Raw genomic sequence first — 14,656 nt, 5'->3', positions numbered from 1 at the left:
TGTTCGGCGTGGTCGAACACCCATCTGCGCCGCAGGCCCTAACCTTGCGAGGCTGCATCCCCGGTCAACCTTGCCCATGGCGGACAGGTCATCTTCGTAGTCGCCCGCTACGGTGGAAGCGCACCGATGACGATCGCCTGAGCCCGCATAGCGTTTAAAGTTGTTGCTTCCAAGTGGCGTTGTAGCACTGCCAGTCATGCCCTTCCTTACGCCAGGCCGTTTCTACCTTATAGACACCCAGTTGCGAGGGAAACAGTTTCCCACCGCTGGTCAGCGTCACCGTGAAATTGGCTACATACCGCTCACCTCGCGGCTCTACATCCACCGGGCCTAGTACCGCATGCAAGGTCTCGCCGCGAAATTTTGCTGCGTGTAGCAGATTGCCGATGTCCCCGCGGGTCATCGTACCGTCGTTCCCTTCGAAGTCGTCGGTAAGCGGGGCAACCACTGACGATGCATCGAGGTGTTCGGTTGCCTGTGCAGCCTTGTCGATGGCTTGCTGGATCAGCACCTCGTCCGGCGCGCGATGGCATCCGGCAACCCCTATTGCCAGCAGAATCAGTAACAAAAACAGGAATGGATATTTCATGACCGGCGTCCGATCACCCCTCGATATATCGCTGCAACGCGGCTTGCTGCTATACGCTGGCGTATGCTCCAATGCCTCGTCCACATGATGCACGATAGGCGCCGTCGCCACCATCGGCATGTACTTATGGAGCTTGGGATCGAACATGAGCAATCAGCGCCCGTGGCTGAGTCATTATCCGGTTGGCGTACCCGCAGAGATCGACATCAGTCAGTACGCTTCTGTTGTTGCCGTGCTGGAGGAGGCGTTTGAAAGCTTCCGCGAACACGATGCTTTTTCCAATTTTGGAAAAAAGCTGACTTACGGCGAAGTCGATACGCTAAGTCAGCAATTTGCCGCATACCTCACCGGGGAGCTCAAGCTTTCCAAAGGTGATCGTGTGGCGATCATGTTGCCAAATCTGCTGCAATATCCAATCGCACTGTTCGGTGCACTGCGGGCAGGCATGGTGGTGGTGAATACCAATCCCATGTATACGGCGCGCGAACTCAAGCATCAGCTGGAAGATTCAGGTGCAGCGGCGATTGTCGTGCTCGACAACTTTGCCTCAACCCTGCAACAAGTCGTGACGGAGACCGGCGTCAGACACGTGATAACGACGGGCATCGGTGATTTGCTCGGCCTCAAAGGCGCACTCATCAACTTCGCGCTCAAATACGTGAAGAAGATGGTGCCACCTTATTCGCTGCCGCATGCAGTGCGTTTCAGGGATGCATTGGCCGCTGGCGCGAAACACGAAACTCCGAAACCTCTCATTACTCACGATGACATTGCCTTCTTGCAATACACCGGTGGCACGACCGGCATCGCCAAAGGCGCCATGCTGACTCACGGCAACATGGTGGCAAACATGCTGCAAGCGAGTGCATGGATCGGCAGCAACCTCAAAGCGGGTCAAGAAGTCATCATCACAGCACTGCCGCTGTATCACATCTTCTCATTGACGGCTAATGGACTGGTATTCATGCGGTTAGGCGGCTTCAACTTGCTGATTACCAATCCGCGGGACATGCCGGCTTTCGTCAAAGAGCTTAGGCATTCGGGCTTTACGGCCATCACCGGCGTCAACACGCTGTTCAATGGGCTACTCAATACACCGGGTTTTGCAGAGGTCGATTTTTCGCATCTGCATCTAAGCCTTGGCGGCGGCATGGCAGTGCAACGCGCAGTAGCCGAACGCTGGAAGAAGGTAACGGGTTGCACCTTGGCCGAAGCCTATGGCCTTACGGAAACCTCGCCCGCGGCCTGCATCAATCCGCTTGATTTGAAGGAATACAATGGGTCGATTGGGCTACCCATTCCTTCCACCGATATCGCCATCTGGTCGGAAGACGGCGTGCCGTTGCCTTATGGCGAAGTGGGCGAATTGATGGTGCATGGCCCGCAGGTGATGAAGGGTTATTGGAAACGTCCCGATGAAACCGCCAAAGTGCTCGCAGATGACGGTTGGCTGCATACCGGCGACATAGCGAAGATGGATACGAACGGCTATATCTACATCGTCGATCGCAAGAAGGACATGATCCTGGTATCAGGCTTCAACGTGTATCCGAACGAAGTCGAGGATACGGTGATGAAGCACCCTGGCGTGGCGGAAGTCGCTGCCATTGGCATGCCAGACGAACATTCGGGCGAAGTGGTCAAGCTGTTTGTCGTGCGCAAGGATCCGAATCTTACGGTGGAAGAACTCAAAGAGTTTTGCCGCGAAAACCTTACAGGCTACAAGCGGCCGAAAATCATCGAATTCCGCGACGCATTACCCAAGAGCAATGTGGGCAAGATTCTGCGGCGTGAACTGCGCGACGAAAAGAAGCAGCAGGCTTTACCGGGCTAAAGCATTCTCTCATGTGGGCGCCGTCAGTTGCGCCCTACGGCACGGCATCAATCGTCGTGCCACATTTCCAGGATATCGGCATACCCGCCTAGCAGGTTCCATAGTGGAACCTGCTTTTCTTCGGGAATGCGGGTATAGGCAAAACCGATATGTCGCTCTGAGACGCGTGCTACTCTCGCTTCGAGGTGAATGTGCAGGTCCTCGCCGAAAATCATGTCGAGCACCCAGCTCTGTCCAGGCTGGCCGTTCCATTCCCGCGGACGTCGAACCAACGCACCCGTGGCTGAAATATCGATCAGATCGCTTGGGTGCGATTCACCGCCATGACTCATTAAGACAGTTGTCTTGATGCGCATGCGGGCGGGGCGCAAATGCTCCTTACCCGAGCCATCCATGGTGTCATCACCCATCGTTGTCATGTATTTCTCTCCCTACCCGCACAGCAGGTCACTGCGCGCCCAGATCCGACCTGTCCAGCTCTCCAGCGTGCCTGGGGCTTCTGCTACAGAACACGCCAGCATCGGCACGCAAAGCCGATGTCCCCCGGATATCGGCATATGATGAAGCAAGCCACATGCCACTGCTACAAGAAGGTTTCAGCCGAATCATTCGTCGTATCCGGTCACTTGTACCGTTCGCCATAGACACAATAGGTCACATCCTGCCGTAGTTCAGGACGAGCAGGATTCACGACCCTCTACGGTTGCTGAAGCGTTCGCTGGACATGCTGGGGGACTGCAGCTAATCTGTCATCTGTGTGTGGAGCCAGGCACGGATGATCGCCGGGAACCCCGGTTGGAATGGCCTTCACCCGATGTATCCAGCCGACCTTACGAATCGCGGGCGACGCCAGCGGCGTCATACTGGGTTTCTGCCTGATCGCTTGGTCAATCGACCTGGCAGCCGGTGACCGCCAACCTGATCGAAACCACGCCGTGTGACTTCATCAGGATCGCAACCGCACGTTCGGGGAAACATCGTGCAGCGTGGCTTTATGGGAATGGCCTCAAGCATTCAGGCATTCCAGGCATGGATTCTTCTTCGATCCAGTGGTCAGGAGAAGGATTCTGATCGTCAATAGAACCTACTGCCAGCCCAGGCCGGGCCGGCCGATAACATGATTGATGAGCACTGAGCCAACCGAGTCTCAGCCTGTCCAAGCAACGCATGACGCGTTTGCCGGGGTTCCGCAGCAGCAGGAAATGCCGCTGGCGATCGTTCGTGGCGAACCGATCCTGCAGATGCCGCAGGACCTGTATATTCCACCGGACGCGCTGGAAGTCATTTTGGAGGCATTCGAGGGACCGCTGGATCTTTTGCTATATCTGATTCGTCGGCAAAACCTCGACATTCTCGATATCCCGATTGCCGAAATTACCAGGCAATACATGGAATATATCGAGATGATGCGTGACGTGATGCGGCTGGAGCTAGCGGCAGAATATCTGTTGATGGCTGCGATACTGGCCGAAATCAAATCACGGCTGCTGCTGCCCAGGCCTCCTTCGGAGGAAGGTCTGGAGGAAGATCCACGTGCGGAGTTAGTCCGGCGCCTACAAGAATACGAGCGTTTCAAGAAGGCGGCGGAAGACATCGATACGCTGCCCCGTCTGGAGCGCGATACGGTGCTGGCGCAAGCTGACGTGGGTGAGCGCAATGTCGTCAAGCTGCCACCGCCGTTGGATTTGAAGGAAATGTTGTTGGCCCTCAAGGACGTGTTGCATCGGGCCGAATTGTTTGGGCATCACGCTATCAAGCGCGAGGCGTTGAGCGTGCGGCAACGCATGGGAGAGTTGCTGAGCCGCTTGAACGATGACCAGTTTCACCGCTTCGAAAGCCTGTTCGACGTCAACGAGGGAAGACTGGGTGTCGTGGTGACCTTTCTGGCCATGCTGGAGCTCGCCAAAGAATTTCTGATCAACATCGTGCAGGAAGAGCCGTTGGCACCGATCTATGTGAAGGCCAATGCCAATTCGGCCGAGGAAGAAGCTGAAGTCGCCGCCGGTGACGACGCTATTGAGGAACAAGACGCCGCCTTCGGTAATGAATGAGCGGCCGTTTTCTATAAGGACGCGTAAGCGTCATGGACATCCGATCCTAAGCCTATGCAGATCGAGCAACTCAAATCGATTATTGAAGCGGCGCTGCTCGCGGCCAGCCAACCTTTGAGCGTGGCGCAGCTTGGTGAGCTTTTCGTCGAAGAGGACGAAGTAGACCGCGCGCAAATCGCCATGGCGCTCGAAGCACTGGCCGAGGATTGCGCCAATCGTGGCGTTGAACTGAAAGAAGTCGCCTCGGGGTTCCGTTATCAGGTCCGCCAAGATATGCACCCATGGGTGTCGCGTATGTGGACTGAAAAACCAAGCCGATACTCGCGTGCCCTGCTCGAAACACTGGCTTTGATCGCGTATCGGCAACCCATCACCCGACCAGAGATTGAGCAAATTCGCGGCGTGGTGGTCTCCTCCAACATCGTCAAGACTTTGGAAGAGCGCGAATGGATCCGCGTGGTAGGCCACCGCGACGTGCCAGGTAAGCCCGCGCTGTTTGGTACCACACGCGCCTTCCTTGATTACTTCAACCTCAAATCATTGGATGAATTGCCTCCGCTTTCTGAAATCCGCGACATGGAAGACCCTCAACTAAGATTGGATGAAGAGTCGCTTCCGCCCCGCCCTGTCTACAACCTCCCCATCGATCCAGAAGCGGAAAACTCCGAAGATGGGGATAAAGATGAAGACGAAATGTCGATAGATCAGGCACCTGATTTCATCGCACAAGAAGAAAATGTTGTCCTTGATCAGGATGAAGCGCTAGGTACAGATGAACACCTCGAAGACCTCTTCGATGCATCGTCGACAGACGACTCTCCACCTGACGATCGCGAAGAACTCAAGTCATCACCTCTCATACAGCACAATGACGACATGTCTCGTGGCGATAAAACCGCCGCCGATACACACGCTGTCGTAGAACCCCTTCCTTCCACTGCCGACGAGGCAGCGGACCACACGGACGCTAGCGAGCGCACCGCCGAGCAAGACACCGAGGAGTCCCGCGCATGAATGCGCCACAAAAATCCGTATTGAGCCTCAAGCGTTCCACCCCTTCCGAGAGCACGCCCCAGATCGAAGAGCGCCTGCATAAAGTGCTCGCCAATGCCGGGCTGGGCTCGCGCCGCATGCTGGAACAACGTATCCAGGCCGGCGAGGTCGACCTCAATGGAAGCCCAGCCAATATCGGCGCCAGCGTACGAGCTGGCGACCGCGTCATTGTCGACGGCAAGCAATTCGTCGTCGCCACCGATAGCCGTGACGATGCAGAGGTGTTGGTTTACCACAAGCCCGAAGGCGTGGTAACCACTCGCGAAGATCCGGAAGGTCGACCCACCGTCTTCGAACAGCTACCTCGATTGAAAGGTGCGCGCTGGGTAGCCGTCGGCCGTCTGGACATCAACACCACCGGTTTGCTGCTGCTTACTACCGACGGTGAACTTGCCAACGCCTTGATGCATCCGCGCAGTGGGCTGGAGCGCGAATACCTTTGTCGCGTTCACGGCGAGGTACCCGATGAAATTATCGAGAAACTCAAAGCGGGTGTGGAACTCGAGGATGGTCCTGCCCGCTTCGACGAAATCGCCGTCATTAGCCGCGGCGGCAGCCACAGCTGGTTCCGAGTGGTCATCCGCGAAGGTCGCAATCGCGAAGTGCGTCGCCTGTGGGATTCACAGGGATTTCTAGTGAGCCGGCTGAAGCGTATTCGCTATGGCAATATTGAACTGCCGCGCATACTACGCCGCGGCGACTGCGAAGCGCTGGGTGAGGAAACCGTCAAAGAGTTGCGCAAGGTCGCTGGCCTGGGAGCGCCGCAACCCGTCTTGACCTTGAGCCCTGTTCTGCATCAGCGCCGGGCGCCGCGCAACGTCACCGAGTATCGTCCCGAGAAAGGCACTGCTGTTTGGAGCGGTAGCTACCACGATGAAGCGCGTGAATTACGCGCCTTTGATCGTATTCGCGAAGAACCTGCGCGTGGCAAGCAACGTCGCCGCGCCAATCCGAATCGCGAGGTCAACGGCAATGTCGCGCGCCCGGAACGCCCCAAGACTAATCGGAAAAAAAAGCGCGGTATCGCCCCCGGCCAGGAGCTTCCCCCAGCCCGCACGTGGTTCGCTGGTGAAACACGTGAAGGTGGTGGTGGCGGACGCGGGTCCTCGGACGGCCAAGCCCAGGGAAATCGTCGCGGTGGCAGCGCTAACCCTTACGGCGGCTTCAATGCCGGTGGTAATGCCAACCGGAATAACCGCGGCAACCGCCCGAACCAGGGAGGCCGCCCACAACGTGGCAATCGCCCACACGGACAAGGAGGCGGTAGACCTCCCGGCGGCGGCGGTAACCGTTCGGGTAATCGCTGAGCGGGCATGATTCGCATTTACCACAACAATCGCTGTTCCAAGTCGCGCAGCGCTCTGGCGCTGTTGGAACGGCACAGCAAGCCATTCGAGATCGTCCATTACCTCGAAACACCACCTACCTTCGCCGAATTAAGAGCGCTGCTGCATTCATTGGGAATCAGCGCGCGGCAATTATTGCGAACCGGAGAAGAGGCTTATCACCGGCTGGGATTGGACGATCCGTCCCTCAACGAGGACGCGCTTATCACGGCGATGACGACCCACCCGCACCTCATCGAGCGTCCAATCGTGACAAATAACGGAAAAGCCGTCATTGGGCGCCCACCGGAACGCGTACTCAAGATTCTCTAGTCGCGGTCCACAGTCCATATGGCTGCAAGCAGCGGATAATCGATTTAGGTCTAGTCATGAGCACCGTCTTCTCTACGAGCGAATGCGAGTTGCATGGCATGGTCCCGTATGTCACTCGGCCAGTCGGCGATAAGCTCACCAAACTTCGCGCTCTCATTGGCAAATAGTGCGCGTACCGCCTCTTCGAAACCAGGCATGTCGCCTACCATGGCAGCCATGAAGTGATAGGCACGCTCCTGCCTTTCGCGAATTTTGTCTTGCTCGCTTTTTGCGCGCCTTGCTGCCTCTACCAGTTTGCGCAAGGCCACCGATGGCCCGCCGGGCTGGGATGCCAGCCATTCCCAATGCCTTGGCAACAAGGTGACTTCTCGCGCTACAACTCCCAACTTCGGCCGGCCGCGGCCTCGGGGAAGACTTGAAGACGTCTCCGCAATGTCCTCCATGGGCGAAGACGCCGTGGCATATCGGGCCTGGATCTCCTCTTCCGTGCCTCTTGTATCGATGTCAACCTGCCGCCCGGTATGGTCGTCGAAAATCAGGACAGGCGCTTCAATGACGCCCTCCGTGGCGCGCTTGGCTGCCAAGGCGACCATAGAAAGAGGTCCGGAGAGAAGACGTCGCTGCCCCAGGAAACCAGTAAAGAAATGCTGCGTTGACATAAGAAGAGCCCATCCAAAGTAGCGAAAATAATACCCGGGTAAAATACTTGACGCAATATTACCCGGATAATTATCGCTACACCGACTGAAAGGGCAGCAACCCTTCGCCCATAAAAAAACCCCACGTCCCAAAACGCGGGGTTTGTCAGCAATCTGAGGCGCCTCAAAGAGGCAGTCTTTGTTTGTTGAAAGTCTTCAGATCCGGCTTTGCGTCGCGGGATCCCCGACCTTGGCTCCCGCATCGCCGCGTGGTGGTGGAGGCGGTACCGACGGCCCCGGTGATGGAGTCTTGGACCAATCCGCAGGTGGTCCCGGTACGCGCCCAGCCATGATGTCGTCAATCTGGCGTGCGTCGATCGTCTCGTACTGCAGCAACGCATCGGCCATGACGTGCAACTTGTCGATGTTGTCGGTCAACAATTGCTTACTGCGTGCATAAGCACGATCAAGGATCTCGCGTACGACCTCGTCGATCTTACGTGCGGTTTCATTGGAGACGTTTTTGTGCTGTGTGACCGAACGCCCGAGGAATACTTCATCTTCTTCCTCGCCGTAAGTTACTGGACCAAGTTCATCCGACAGGCCCCACTTCGTCGCCATGTTGCGCGCCATCTTGGTGGCACGCTCGATGTCGTTGGAAGCACCAGTCGTAACCTTGTCCGTGCCGAAGATAAGCTCTTCAGCCACGCGGCCGCCGTATAGCGAACACAGCTGCGATTCGATCGCGGTTTTGTTCATGCTGTACTTGTCGCCTTCCGGCAAGTACATGGTGACTCCCAGCGCGCGCCCGCGCGGGATGATCGTGACCTTGTAGACCGGATCGTGCTCCGGCACCAGGCGACCAACGATGGCATGGCCCGCCTCGTGATAAGCGGTGAGTTTCTTTTCATCCTCGCTCATCGCCATCGAGCGCCGCTCAGTACCCATCAGGATCTTGTCACGTGCCTTGTCCATGTGGCTCATGCGTACTTCACGTGCATTTTCCCGCGCCGCAAACAAAGCAGCTTCATTCACAAGGTTCGCCAGATCGGCGCCCGAAAAGCCGGGCGTGCCGCGTGCGATCACCATCGCGTCCACGTCGCTCGCAGTCGGCACCTTCCGCAAATGTACCTTGAGAATTTGCTCGCGCCCTTTCACATCCGGCAAACCGACCACCACCTGGCGATCGAAACGGCCCGGACGCAACAGCGCGGGGTCGAGCACGTCCGGACGGTTGGTGGCGGCAATGACGATGATGCCTTCCGTACCTTCGAAGCCATCCATCTCCACCAGCAGCTGGTTGAGGGTCTGCTCACGCTCATCATGTCCACCGCCGAGGCCAGCGCCACGGTGACGGCCTACGGCATCGATTTCGTCGATGAAAATAATGCAGGGAGCGTGTTTCTTGGCTTGGTCGAACATATCGCGCACGCGGGACGCACCCACGCCAACGAACATCTCGACGAAATCGGAACCGGAGATCGAGAAGAACGGCACCTTGGCTTCGCCGGCGATCGCCTTGGCAAGCAAGGTTTTGCCGGTACCTGGCGGACCGACCATCAGTACACCGCGCGGAATCTTGCCACCCAGGCGCTGGAACTTGCCCGGATCACGCAGAAACTCCACCAACTCGCCCACCTCTTCCTTGGCCTCATCGCAACCGGCAACGTCACTGAAGTTGACCTTGACCTGATCCTCGCCCTGCAACTTGGCACGCGAGCGGCCGAAACTCATGGCCCCACGACCGCCGCCGCCCTGCTGCATCTGGCGCATGAACCATATGAAGACGCCAACGATCAGGATCACCGGTAGCCAGTTCACCAGCAGGCCGATCAGCGAAAAGCCGGTGCCGGAATCCTGCGTGACGGTCACGTTCTTGTCCTGCATCTGCTTGACCACCGCATTGGTGGAAAAACCAAGCACAGGAGCGACCGTACGGTAGTTGCTGCCGTCCTTCAATTTGCCGCTGATAGTGGCCGGGTTCTCGGCACTGATGGTGGCAGTAGCGACATTGCCGCTCTCCACACTCTGCACAAAGCTGCTATATGGCAGATCCGATGAGGCGCCACCGTGCGGGTTGAAGCTCTGGAACACGGTGATCAAAACCACCGCAATCACCAGCCAGAGCAACAGGGTTTTCCATGTCTCGTTCATGCGCGGTTCTCGCCAGTTTGCCGTCCACCGGGTCTGAAGCCGGTGGCCAGCGCATACACCTCACGCGAACGCGCGCGGGAGGCCTTTGGTTTACGCATACTTACGCGCGTGAAGTCCGCACGCAAGCTGCGCAGGTAATCGTCGAAGCCTGTTCCCTGGAATAACTTGATTAGAAACGCTCCGCCCGGTTTGAGCCAGTGTCTGCTGAAATCAAGCGCCAGCTCCGCTAAATCCATTGCCCGGATCTGATCGGCCAGTGCTACACCACTCATATTGGGTGCCATGTCCGACAGAACAAGATCGAGCTTCTGGCCATTTAAACGTTCTTCCAACTGCCGCAAAACGGCTTCTTCACGAAAGTCACCCTGCAGGAAATCGACGCCGACAATGCCCTGCATAGGCAGGATATCCAACGCCACCACGGTACCACTATCGCCTAGGCGCTGACGAACCAGCTGCGACCAGCCGCCGGGGGCAGCCCCCAGGTCGACTACCCGCATGCCCGGCTTCAACAACTGATCGCGCTCGATCAGCTCTTCCAGCTTGAAAACCGCACGCGAACGCAACCCTTCAGCCTGGGCTTTCTTTACATAGATGTCATCGAAATGCTCCCGCAGCCAGCGGGAACTACTCTTGCTGCGAGGCATGGGTCGGCAAAGGACCGGGAACAGGAAGCAGACATGATACTCTTTACGATTACCTTGCAGTGCATCCGAGACTGAACGCATGGCTATTTCCCCCTCTCAGCGACGCTACCTGCGCAGCCTCGCCCACGACCTCCATCCAGTGATCCTGCTGGGTGCCAAGGGGGCCACCGGGGCGGTGGTGAAAGAGCTCGACCTTGCGCTGTCGCACCACGAACTTGTCAAGGTGAAGCTCTCGGGAGGAGACAAGGACGAGCGCGAGGAACAGATTCAGATTCTGATCGAAGGAACCCGGGCTGAAAACATACAGGAGATCGGGCACGTCGTCGTGCTGTTCCGGCGCAATGAAGAAGACCCGCGACTGGCGCTGCCCCGGTGAGGAGAAACGAGGATGGATCTCTCCCTCGACCGTCCCGGTGATTACCTGTTCGTACGTCGTGTCACCGAACGCGCCATCATGATCGTCGATCGCGAATTGACTGCAAGTTTCCTGCTTTCACCCCAGCGGGCGGTAGAAGCGTGGCCGGTGACCAGTGCCCTGGCGCTGACTGACTCCCATGTCAAAGACGTACTTGGCCTTGAGCCGGAAGTTGTACTGCTTGGCACCGGCGTGCGCCAGCAGTTTCCACCGGCCGCGTTCATGGCAGCTTTCCTGCGCAAGGGCATCGGCGTGGAAGTAATGGACAATGCGGCGGCCGCACGCACTTATGACCTGCTCGCCAACGAAGGGCGACGCGTAGTAGCGGCTTTCATCCTGCCCGGGATTTAAGTTTTCGCCTTTCCCGCATCACTAACCGGTTTGCATTCGCGCACAACATCATCTGTCGTCATTCACGCTTGTTCACGAATGACGACAAGCAAACCTGACATCCGGCAGTTGAACCGGCGCCATAAACTCAGAGCAGCACGTCGTTAGCGCGACGGTAAATACGCAAGCGGATCGACCGGACTGCCATCTTTGCGAATCTGGAACTGCAACTCGTCACGAGGGCTGCCACTCGATCCCATTTCTGCGATCTCCTGCCCCGCTTTCACTTGCTGCCCTTCCGTCACCAGACGTTTGCGGTTATGACCGTAAGCAGAGAGGAAGCTGTCATTGTGCTTGATGATGATCAGCTCACCGTAGCCTACCAGGCCATTGCCGCTGTAGACGACCACGCCATCGGCGGCGGCCACGACAGGCTCACCTTCTTTACCCGCGATGTCGATACCCGGAATAGCGGCATTGGCCTGGAAACGGCTGATCACCGAACCGGAAGCTGGCCAGCGCCATTTCACGCCAGCCACTGTTCGCGTAGATCCGTTCGCGGAAACGGGGACCACGGTTGTGGCGGTTGGCGGAGGACTGACGGAAGTGTTACTCGGCGGCGCCACGGATGCGGCGGTTGCCATCGAGCTGGCATGCACAGGTTGCTGGGCCGTGGTAGTCGTATGAGCCGCGGACACCGTCTGGAAGACCGGTTTCCGCTGTGACACCTTGACCACGGGTGGCGGCGCTGCATGTGTGGCCACCAAACCGTGGCCGGGAAGCTTTAGAACTTGCCCGGGCCAGATCGTGTATGGCTGGGCAATATTGTTTATCCGGGCCACTTCCCGGAAATCAGTGCCGTTACGAAAGGCAATTGAATAAAGCGTGTCGCCTTTGACAACCGTATAAGAAGCCGCTGCCGCTGCAACCGACCCGGGATGGGAGCGTCCGGCCGCCGTAGGAGGCTGTTGGACCACGACCGTGCTGCAGCCGGTCAGGAAGAGAGCTATCGCGGTAATTGCAGACCATCGCATCAATCCTTTCATGCGCATCAGCATAACGGGGTCGCGCGCAGTTTTCATGCGGACCACGCGTAAGTCCCCCCAGCCTTCAATGCTTGATCGCCCACCATCCAGCCAAAACAGCCAATACCGCCAACGCAGCCCAGCCTATCCACTCGATATGCTTGTGCAGGATCCGTTCGGCACGCTCGCCGAACAGACGAATCAACAGCGCCAGCAACCATACGCGCTTGCCACGCCCCAGCAAAATGCACACGAGGAATGGAATCACCGGCACACCGACAATCCCCGATGCCCAGGTGACGAATTTCATCGGTACGACGGGCTGCAGCGCGGCAAGCGTCAAAACCAGCAGCAGTTGTACCCAATGCTCCTGCATCTGCGTGCGCAGGTTCTCCACCCCACGCTCGATTGAATCGTAAAGATGCAACGATTGCAGCAACGGAGTCAGCGCGTGGAAAGCCCAATGCCCCAATGCATAGCCGACTAATGAGCCGAGCAGCGAGAACAACAAGCTGATGTTTGCGTAGAAAAAAGCCCGATGCCGCTTGCCAAGCATCATGGGCGCCAACATGACTTCTGGCATGACCGGAAAAATGAAAGCTTCCACGAAGCTCAACCCGCACAAGTAATACACCGCGCGACGATCGCGTGCCCACACCAGAACGCGCGCATAAAGCTTTCCGAACAAGCGCATCAGCCGATGCCACCCAACAAAGGTACAAAACTGACCGCTGCCAATTCTTCCTGCATGAAATCGCCTTTTCCATCACCGCGCATGCGGATTAACGTTTGACTGCTGGGAGAGCCCACCGGGGCTACCAGAACGCCATCGGGGCTGAGCTGATCAAGGACCTGTGTCGGAATCGCATCGCCCGCCGCCGTGAGGATGATGGCATCGAACGGAGCTTCCGACAGCCACCCGAGCTTGCCATCGTCATGGCGCGAACGAATGTTGTCGATACCAAGCTGTCGGAAACGTCGCCGTGCCTGGCGGAGCAACTCTTCGATGCGCTCCACCGTGTAGACCTGGGGCACCAAACGAGCGAGCACGACTGCCTGATAGCCAGAACCGGTCCCGATCTCCAGCACCTTTTGCGGCCGCCCCGATTTTGCTTCAAAAGGTTCCAGCAAAGCTTCGGTCATGCGCGCCACCACCCATGGCTGCGAAATAGTCTGGCCATGACCAATCGGCAATGCCGTGTTCTCGTAAGCGCGAGAATGCAAGGCTTGGTCGATGAAATGATGGCGAGGCAGTTCCCGCAAAACATCGAGTACACGCTGATTCCGAATACCTTCTTCTTTCAGCTTGGCAACCAGGCGATCACGGGCACGCTGCGAGGTCATGCCCTCGCCTTTCAAGGCAGATGGCGGCAATGGATGCACGTTCACTTCACGCTGCTTTGCCATTGGCCTTGTCACTCATGCCATGGGTCAAGGCTCGCACCCAGGTACTGACTTTTTCCAGCGCTTGGAAGCGAGTGAGATCCACATGAATCGGCGTCACTGAGATGTAGCCACGGTGGACTGCATCGAAATCGGTCCCTGGGCCAGCATCCTCCACATCGCCCGCCGGACCGATCCACCAGATCGGCTTGCCACGCGGATCGGTTTGCTTGATACAGGGAGCGGAGCGATGGCGCTTGCCGAGCCGAGTGGTTTCAAAACCGAGAATCTCGCCCCACGGACGGTCGGGCACGTTGACATTGAGAATCGTATCCGCAGGAAGCGGATCGATCAGCAGGCGCTCCATCAACAACACTACCGCCTTGGCCGCCGATTCGTAGTGCTCGCCACGATGATCCTTGCTGACCAGCGACACAGCGATGGCAGGCAGGCCCAGAAACCGTCCCTCCATGGCGGCCGAGACGGTACCCGAATAGATCACGTCATCGCCAAGATTGGCAGAATTGTTGATGCCCGAAACGACTATGTCAGGCTCCTCCTCCAGCATGCCTGCCAGCGCCAGGTGCACGCAGTCGGTTGGCGTACCCGCTACGCGGTAATAGCCATTGTCCATGCGCGCTACGCGAATTGGCACGTCAAGCGTGAGGGAATTGCTTGCGCCGGAACGGTCCCGGTCCGGCGCTACTACCGTCACCTCGCCGACCGCACTGAGGCGCTCGGCAAGCACGCGGATACCGGGTGCGTCCACGCCATCATCGTTGCTGACCAGAACTCGCATCTTCACCCATTCGAAAACGTTGGAGGGATGCGCGAGACAGCTCCGGTGAGCCGAACGCGCTTCCTGAACCCTGGAGTCTA

Annotated in this window: 16 protein-coding genes; 7 read left to right on the top strand and 9 right to left on the bottom strand. The window is 57.7% G+C overall.

Annotated features, from left to right (window positions below; translation table 11 throughout):
* Positions 1 to 154 precede the first annotated feature (154 nt).
* Complete coding sequence (locus AC4HNJ_RS17555; protein ID WP_490480899.1) at positions 155 to 736, bottom strand: hypothetical protein; 582 nt, start codon at positions 734 to 736, stop codon at positions 155 to 157.
* Between AC4HNJ_RS17555 and AC4HNJ_RS17550 the strand changes: the two genes are divergently transcribed.
* Complete coding sequence (locus AC4HNJ_RS17550) at positions 735 to 2,423, top strand: AMP-binding protein (RefSeq protein WP_490480898.1); 1,689 nt, start codon at positions 735 to 737, stop codon at positions 2,421 to 2,423. The two genes, AC4HNJ_RS17555 and AC4HNJ_RS17550, sit on opposite strands and share 2 nt — an antisense overlap.
* 47 nt (positions 2,424 to 2,470) lie before the next feature.
* Here the strand turns inward: AC4HNJ_RS17550 and AC4HNJ_RS17545 are convergent, their stop codons facing one another.
* A complete protein-coding gene (locus tag AC4HNJ_RS17545; protein ID WP_490480897.1) occupies positions 2,471 to 2,842 on the bottom strand; it encodes a PilZ domain-containing protein in 372 nt (123 codons plus the stop codon).
* A 705-nt stretch (positions 2,843 to 3,547) separates the two neighbouring features.
* On the opposite strand from AC4HNJ_RS17545, the gene AC4HNJ_RS17540 reads away from it, so the two are divergent.
* The 4 genes from AC4HNJ_RS17540 to arsC are packed head-to-tail and all read left to right on the top strand — an operon-like array spanning position 3,548 to position 7,185.
* Entirely contained in the window at positions 3,548 to 4,474 is a 927-nt protein-coding gene (locus AC4HNJ_RS17540) for a segregation and condensation protein A (protein WP_490480896.1), read from the top strand.
* 54 nt (positions 4,475 to 4,528) lie between these two features.
* Positions 4,529 to 5,488 carry an SMC-Scp complex subunit ScpB gene (gene scpB, locus AC4HNJ_RS17535; RefSeq protein ID WP_490480895.1) on the top strand — a complete coding sequence of 320 codons (960 nt, stop codon included), beginning with the start codon at positions 4,529 to 4,531 and terminating at the stop codon, positions 5,486 to 5,488.
* Positions 5,485 to 6,834, top strand: a complete 1,350-nt coding sequence (locus tag AC4HNJ_RS17530) for a pseudouridine synthase (protein WP_490480894.1) — start codon at positions 5,485 to 5,487, stop codon at positions 6,832 to 6,834. Before scpB ends, AC4HNJ_RS17530 begins: the two co-directional genes overlap by 4 nt.
* Before the next feature lie 6 nt (positions 6,835 to 6,840).
* Entirely contained in the window at positions 6,841 to 7,185 is a 345-nt protein-coding gene (gene arsC, locus AC4HNJ_RS17525) for an arsenate reductase (glutaredoxin) (RefSeq protein WP_490480893.1), read from the top strand.
* A 50-nt stretch (positions 7,186 to 7,235) separates the two neighbouring features.
* On the opposite strand, the gene AC4HNJ_RS17520 is transcribed toward arsC, so the two are convergent.
* The 3 genes from AC4HNJ_RS17520 to rlmE form a co-directional block, all read right to left on the bottom strand.
* Entirely contained in the window at positions 7,236 to 7,844 is a 609-nt protein-coding gene (locus tag AC4HNJ_RS17520) for a DUF2239 family protein (RefSeq protein WP_490480892.1), read from the bottom strand.
* Between the two features lie 195 nt (positions 7,845 to 8,039).
* Entirely contained in the window at positions 8,040 to 9,977 is a 1,938-nt protein-coding gene (gene ftsH / locus AC4HNJ_RS17515; RefSeq protein WP_490480891.1) for an ATP-dependent zinc metalloprotease FtsH, read from the bottom strand.
* Entirely contained in the window at positions 9,974 to 10,624 is a 651-nt protein-coding gene (gene rlmE / locus AC4HNJ_RS17510) for a 23S rRNA (uridine(2552)-2'-O)-methyltransferase RlmE (protein ID WP_490480948.1), read from the bottom strand. Before rlmE ends, ftsH begins: the two co-directional genes overlap by 4 nt.
* A gap of 79 nt (positions 10,625 to 10,703) precedes the next feature.
* On the opposite strand from rlmE, the gene yhbY reads away from it, so the two are divergent.
* A complete protein-coding gene (gene yhbY, locus AC4HNJ_RS17505; RefSeq protein WP_490480890.1) occupies positions 10,704 to 11,000 on the top strand; it encodes a ribosome assembly RNA-binding protein YhbY in 297 nt (98 codons plus the stop codon).
* 12 nt (positions 11,001 to 11,012) lie between these two features.
* Positions 11,013 to 11,390, top strand: a complete 378-nt coding sequence (locus tag AC4HNJ_RS17500) for an Mth938-like domain-containing protein (protein ID WP_490480889.1) — start codon at positions 11,013 to 11,015, stop codon at positions 11,388 to 11,390.
* Between the two features lie 143 nt (positions 11,391 to 11,533).
* Here AC4HNJ_RS17500 and AC4HNJ_RS17495 read toward each other — a convergent pair whose 3' ends face one another.
* From AC4HNJ_RS17495 to surE, 4 genes are read right to left on the bottom strand one after another with little or no spacing between them, the layout of a single operon-like run.
* Positions 11,534 to 12,451 carry a peptidoglycan DD-metalloendopeptidase family protein gene (locus AC4HNJ_RS17495; RefSeq protein WP_490480888.1) on the bottom strand — a complete coding sequence of 306 codons (918 nt, stop codon included), beginning with the start codon at positions 12,449 to 12,451 and terminating at the stop codon, positions 11,534 to 11,536.
* Positions 12,452 to 12,479: 28 nt separating this feature from the next.
* On the bottom strand, positions 12,480 to 13,088 hold the full coding sequence (locus AC4HNJ_RS17490) for a YqaA family protein (protein WP_490480887.1): 609 nt from the start codon (positions 13,086 to 13,088) through the stop codon (positions 12,480 to 12,482).
* Positions 13,088 to 13,801: a protein-L-isoaspartate(D-aspartate) O-methyltransferase gene (locus AC4HNJ_RS17485; RefSeq protein WP_490480886.1), complete on the bottom strand. Its 714-nt coding sequence runs from the start codon at positions 13,799 to 13,801 to the stop codon at positions 13,088 to 13,090. The genes AC4HNJ_RS17490 and AC4HNJ_RS17485 overlap by 1 nt, the downstream gene beginning before the upstream one ends.
* Positions 13,785 to 14,576, bottom strand: coding sequence for a 5'/3'-nucleotidase SurE (gene surE, locus AC4HNJ_RS17480; protein WP_490480885.1), 792 nt, complete (start codon positions 14,574 to 14,576; stop codon positions 13,785 to 13,787). The genes AC4HNJ_RS17485 and surE overlap by 17 nt, the downstream gene beginning before the upstream one ends.
* Between the last annotated feature and the right edge of the window lie 80 nt (positions 14,577 to 14,656).

It is taken from the genome of Dyella sp. SYSU CM1112 (assembly GCF_058216415.1).
The sequence above is the reverse complement of the archived record's forward strand: the minus strand, read 5'-3'. Positions and strand labels throughout refer to the sequence as shown.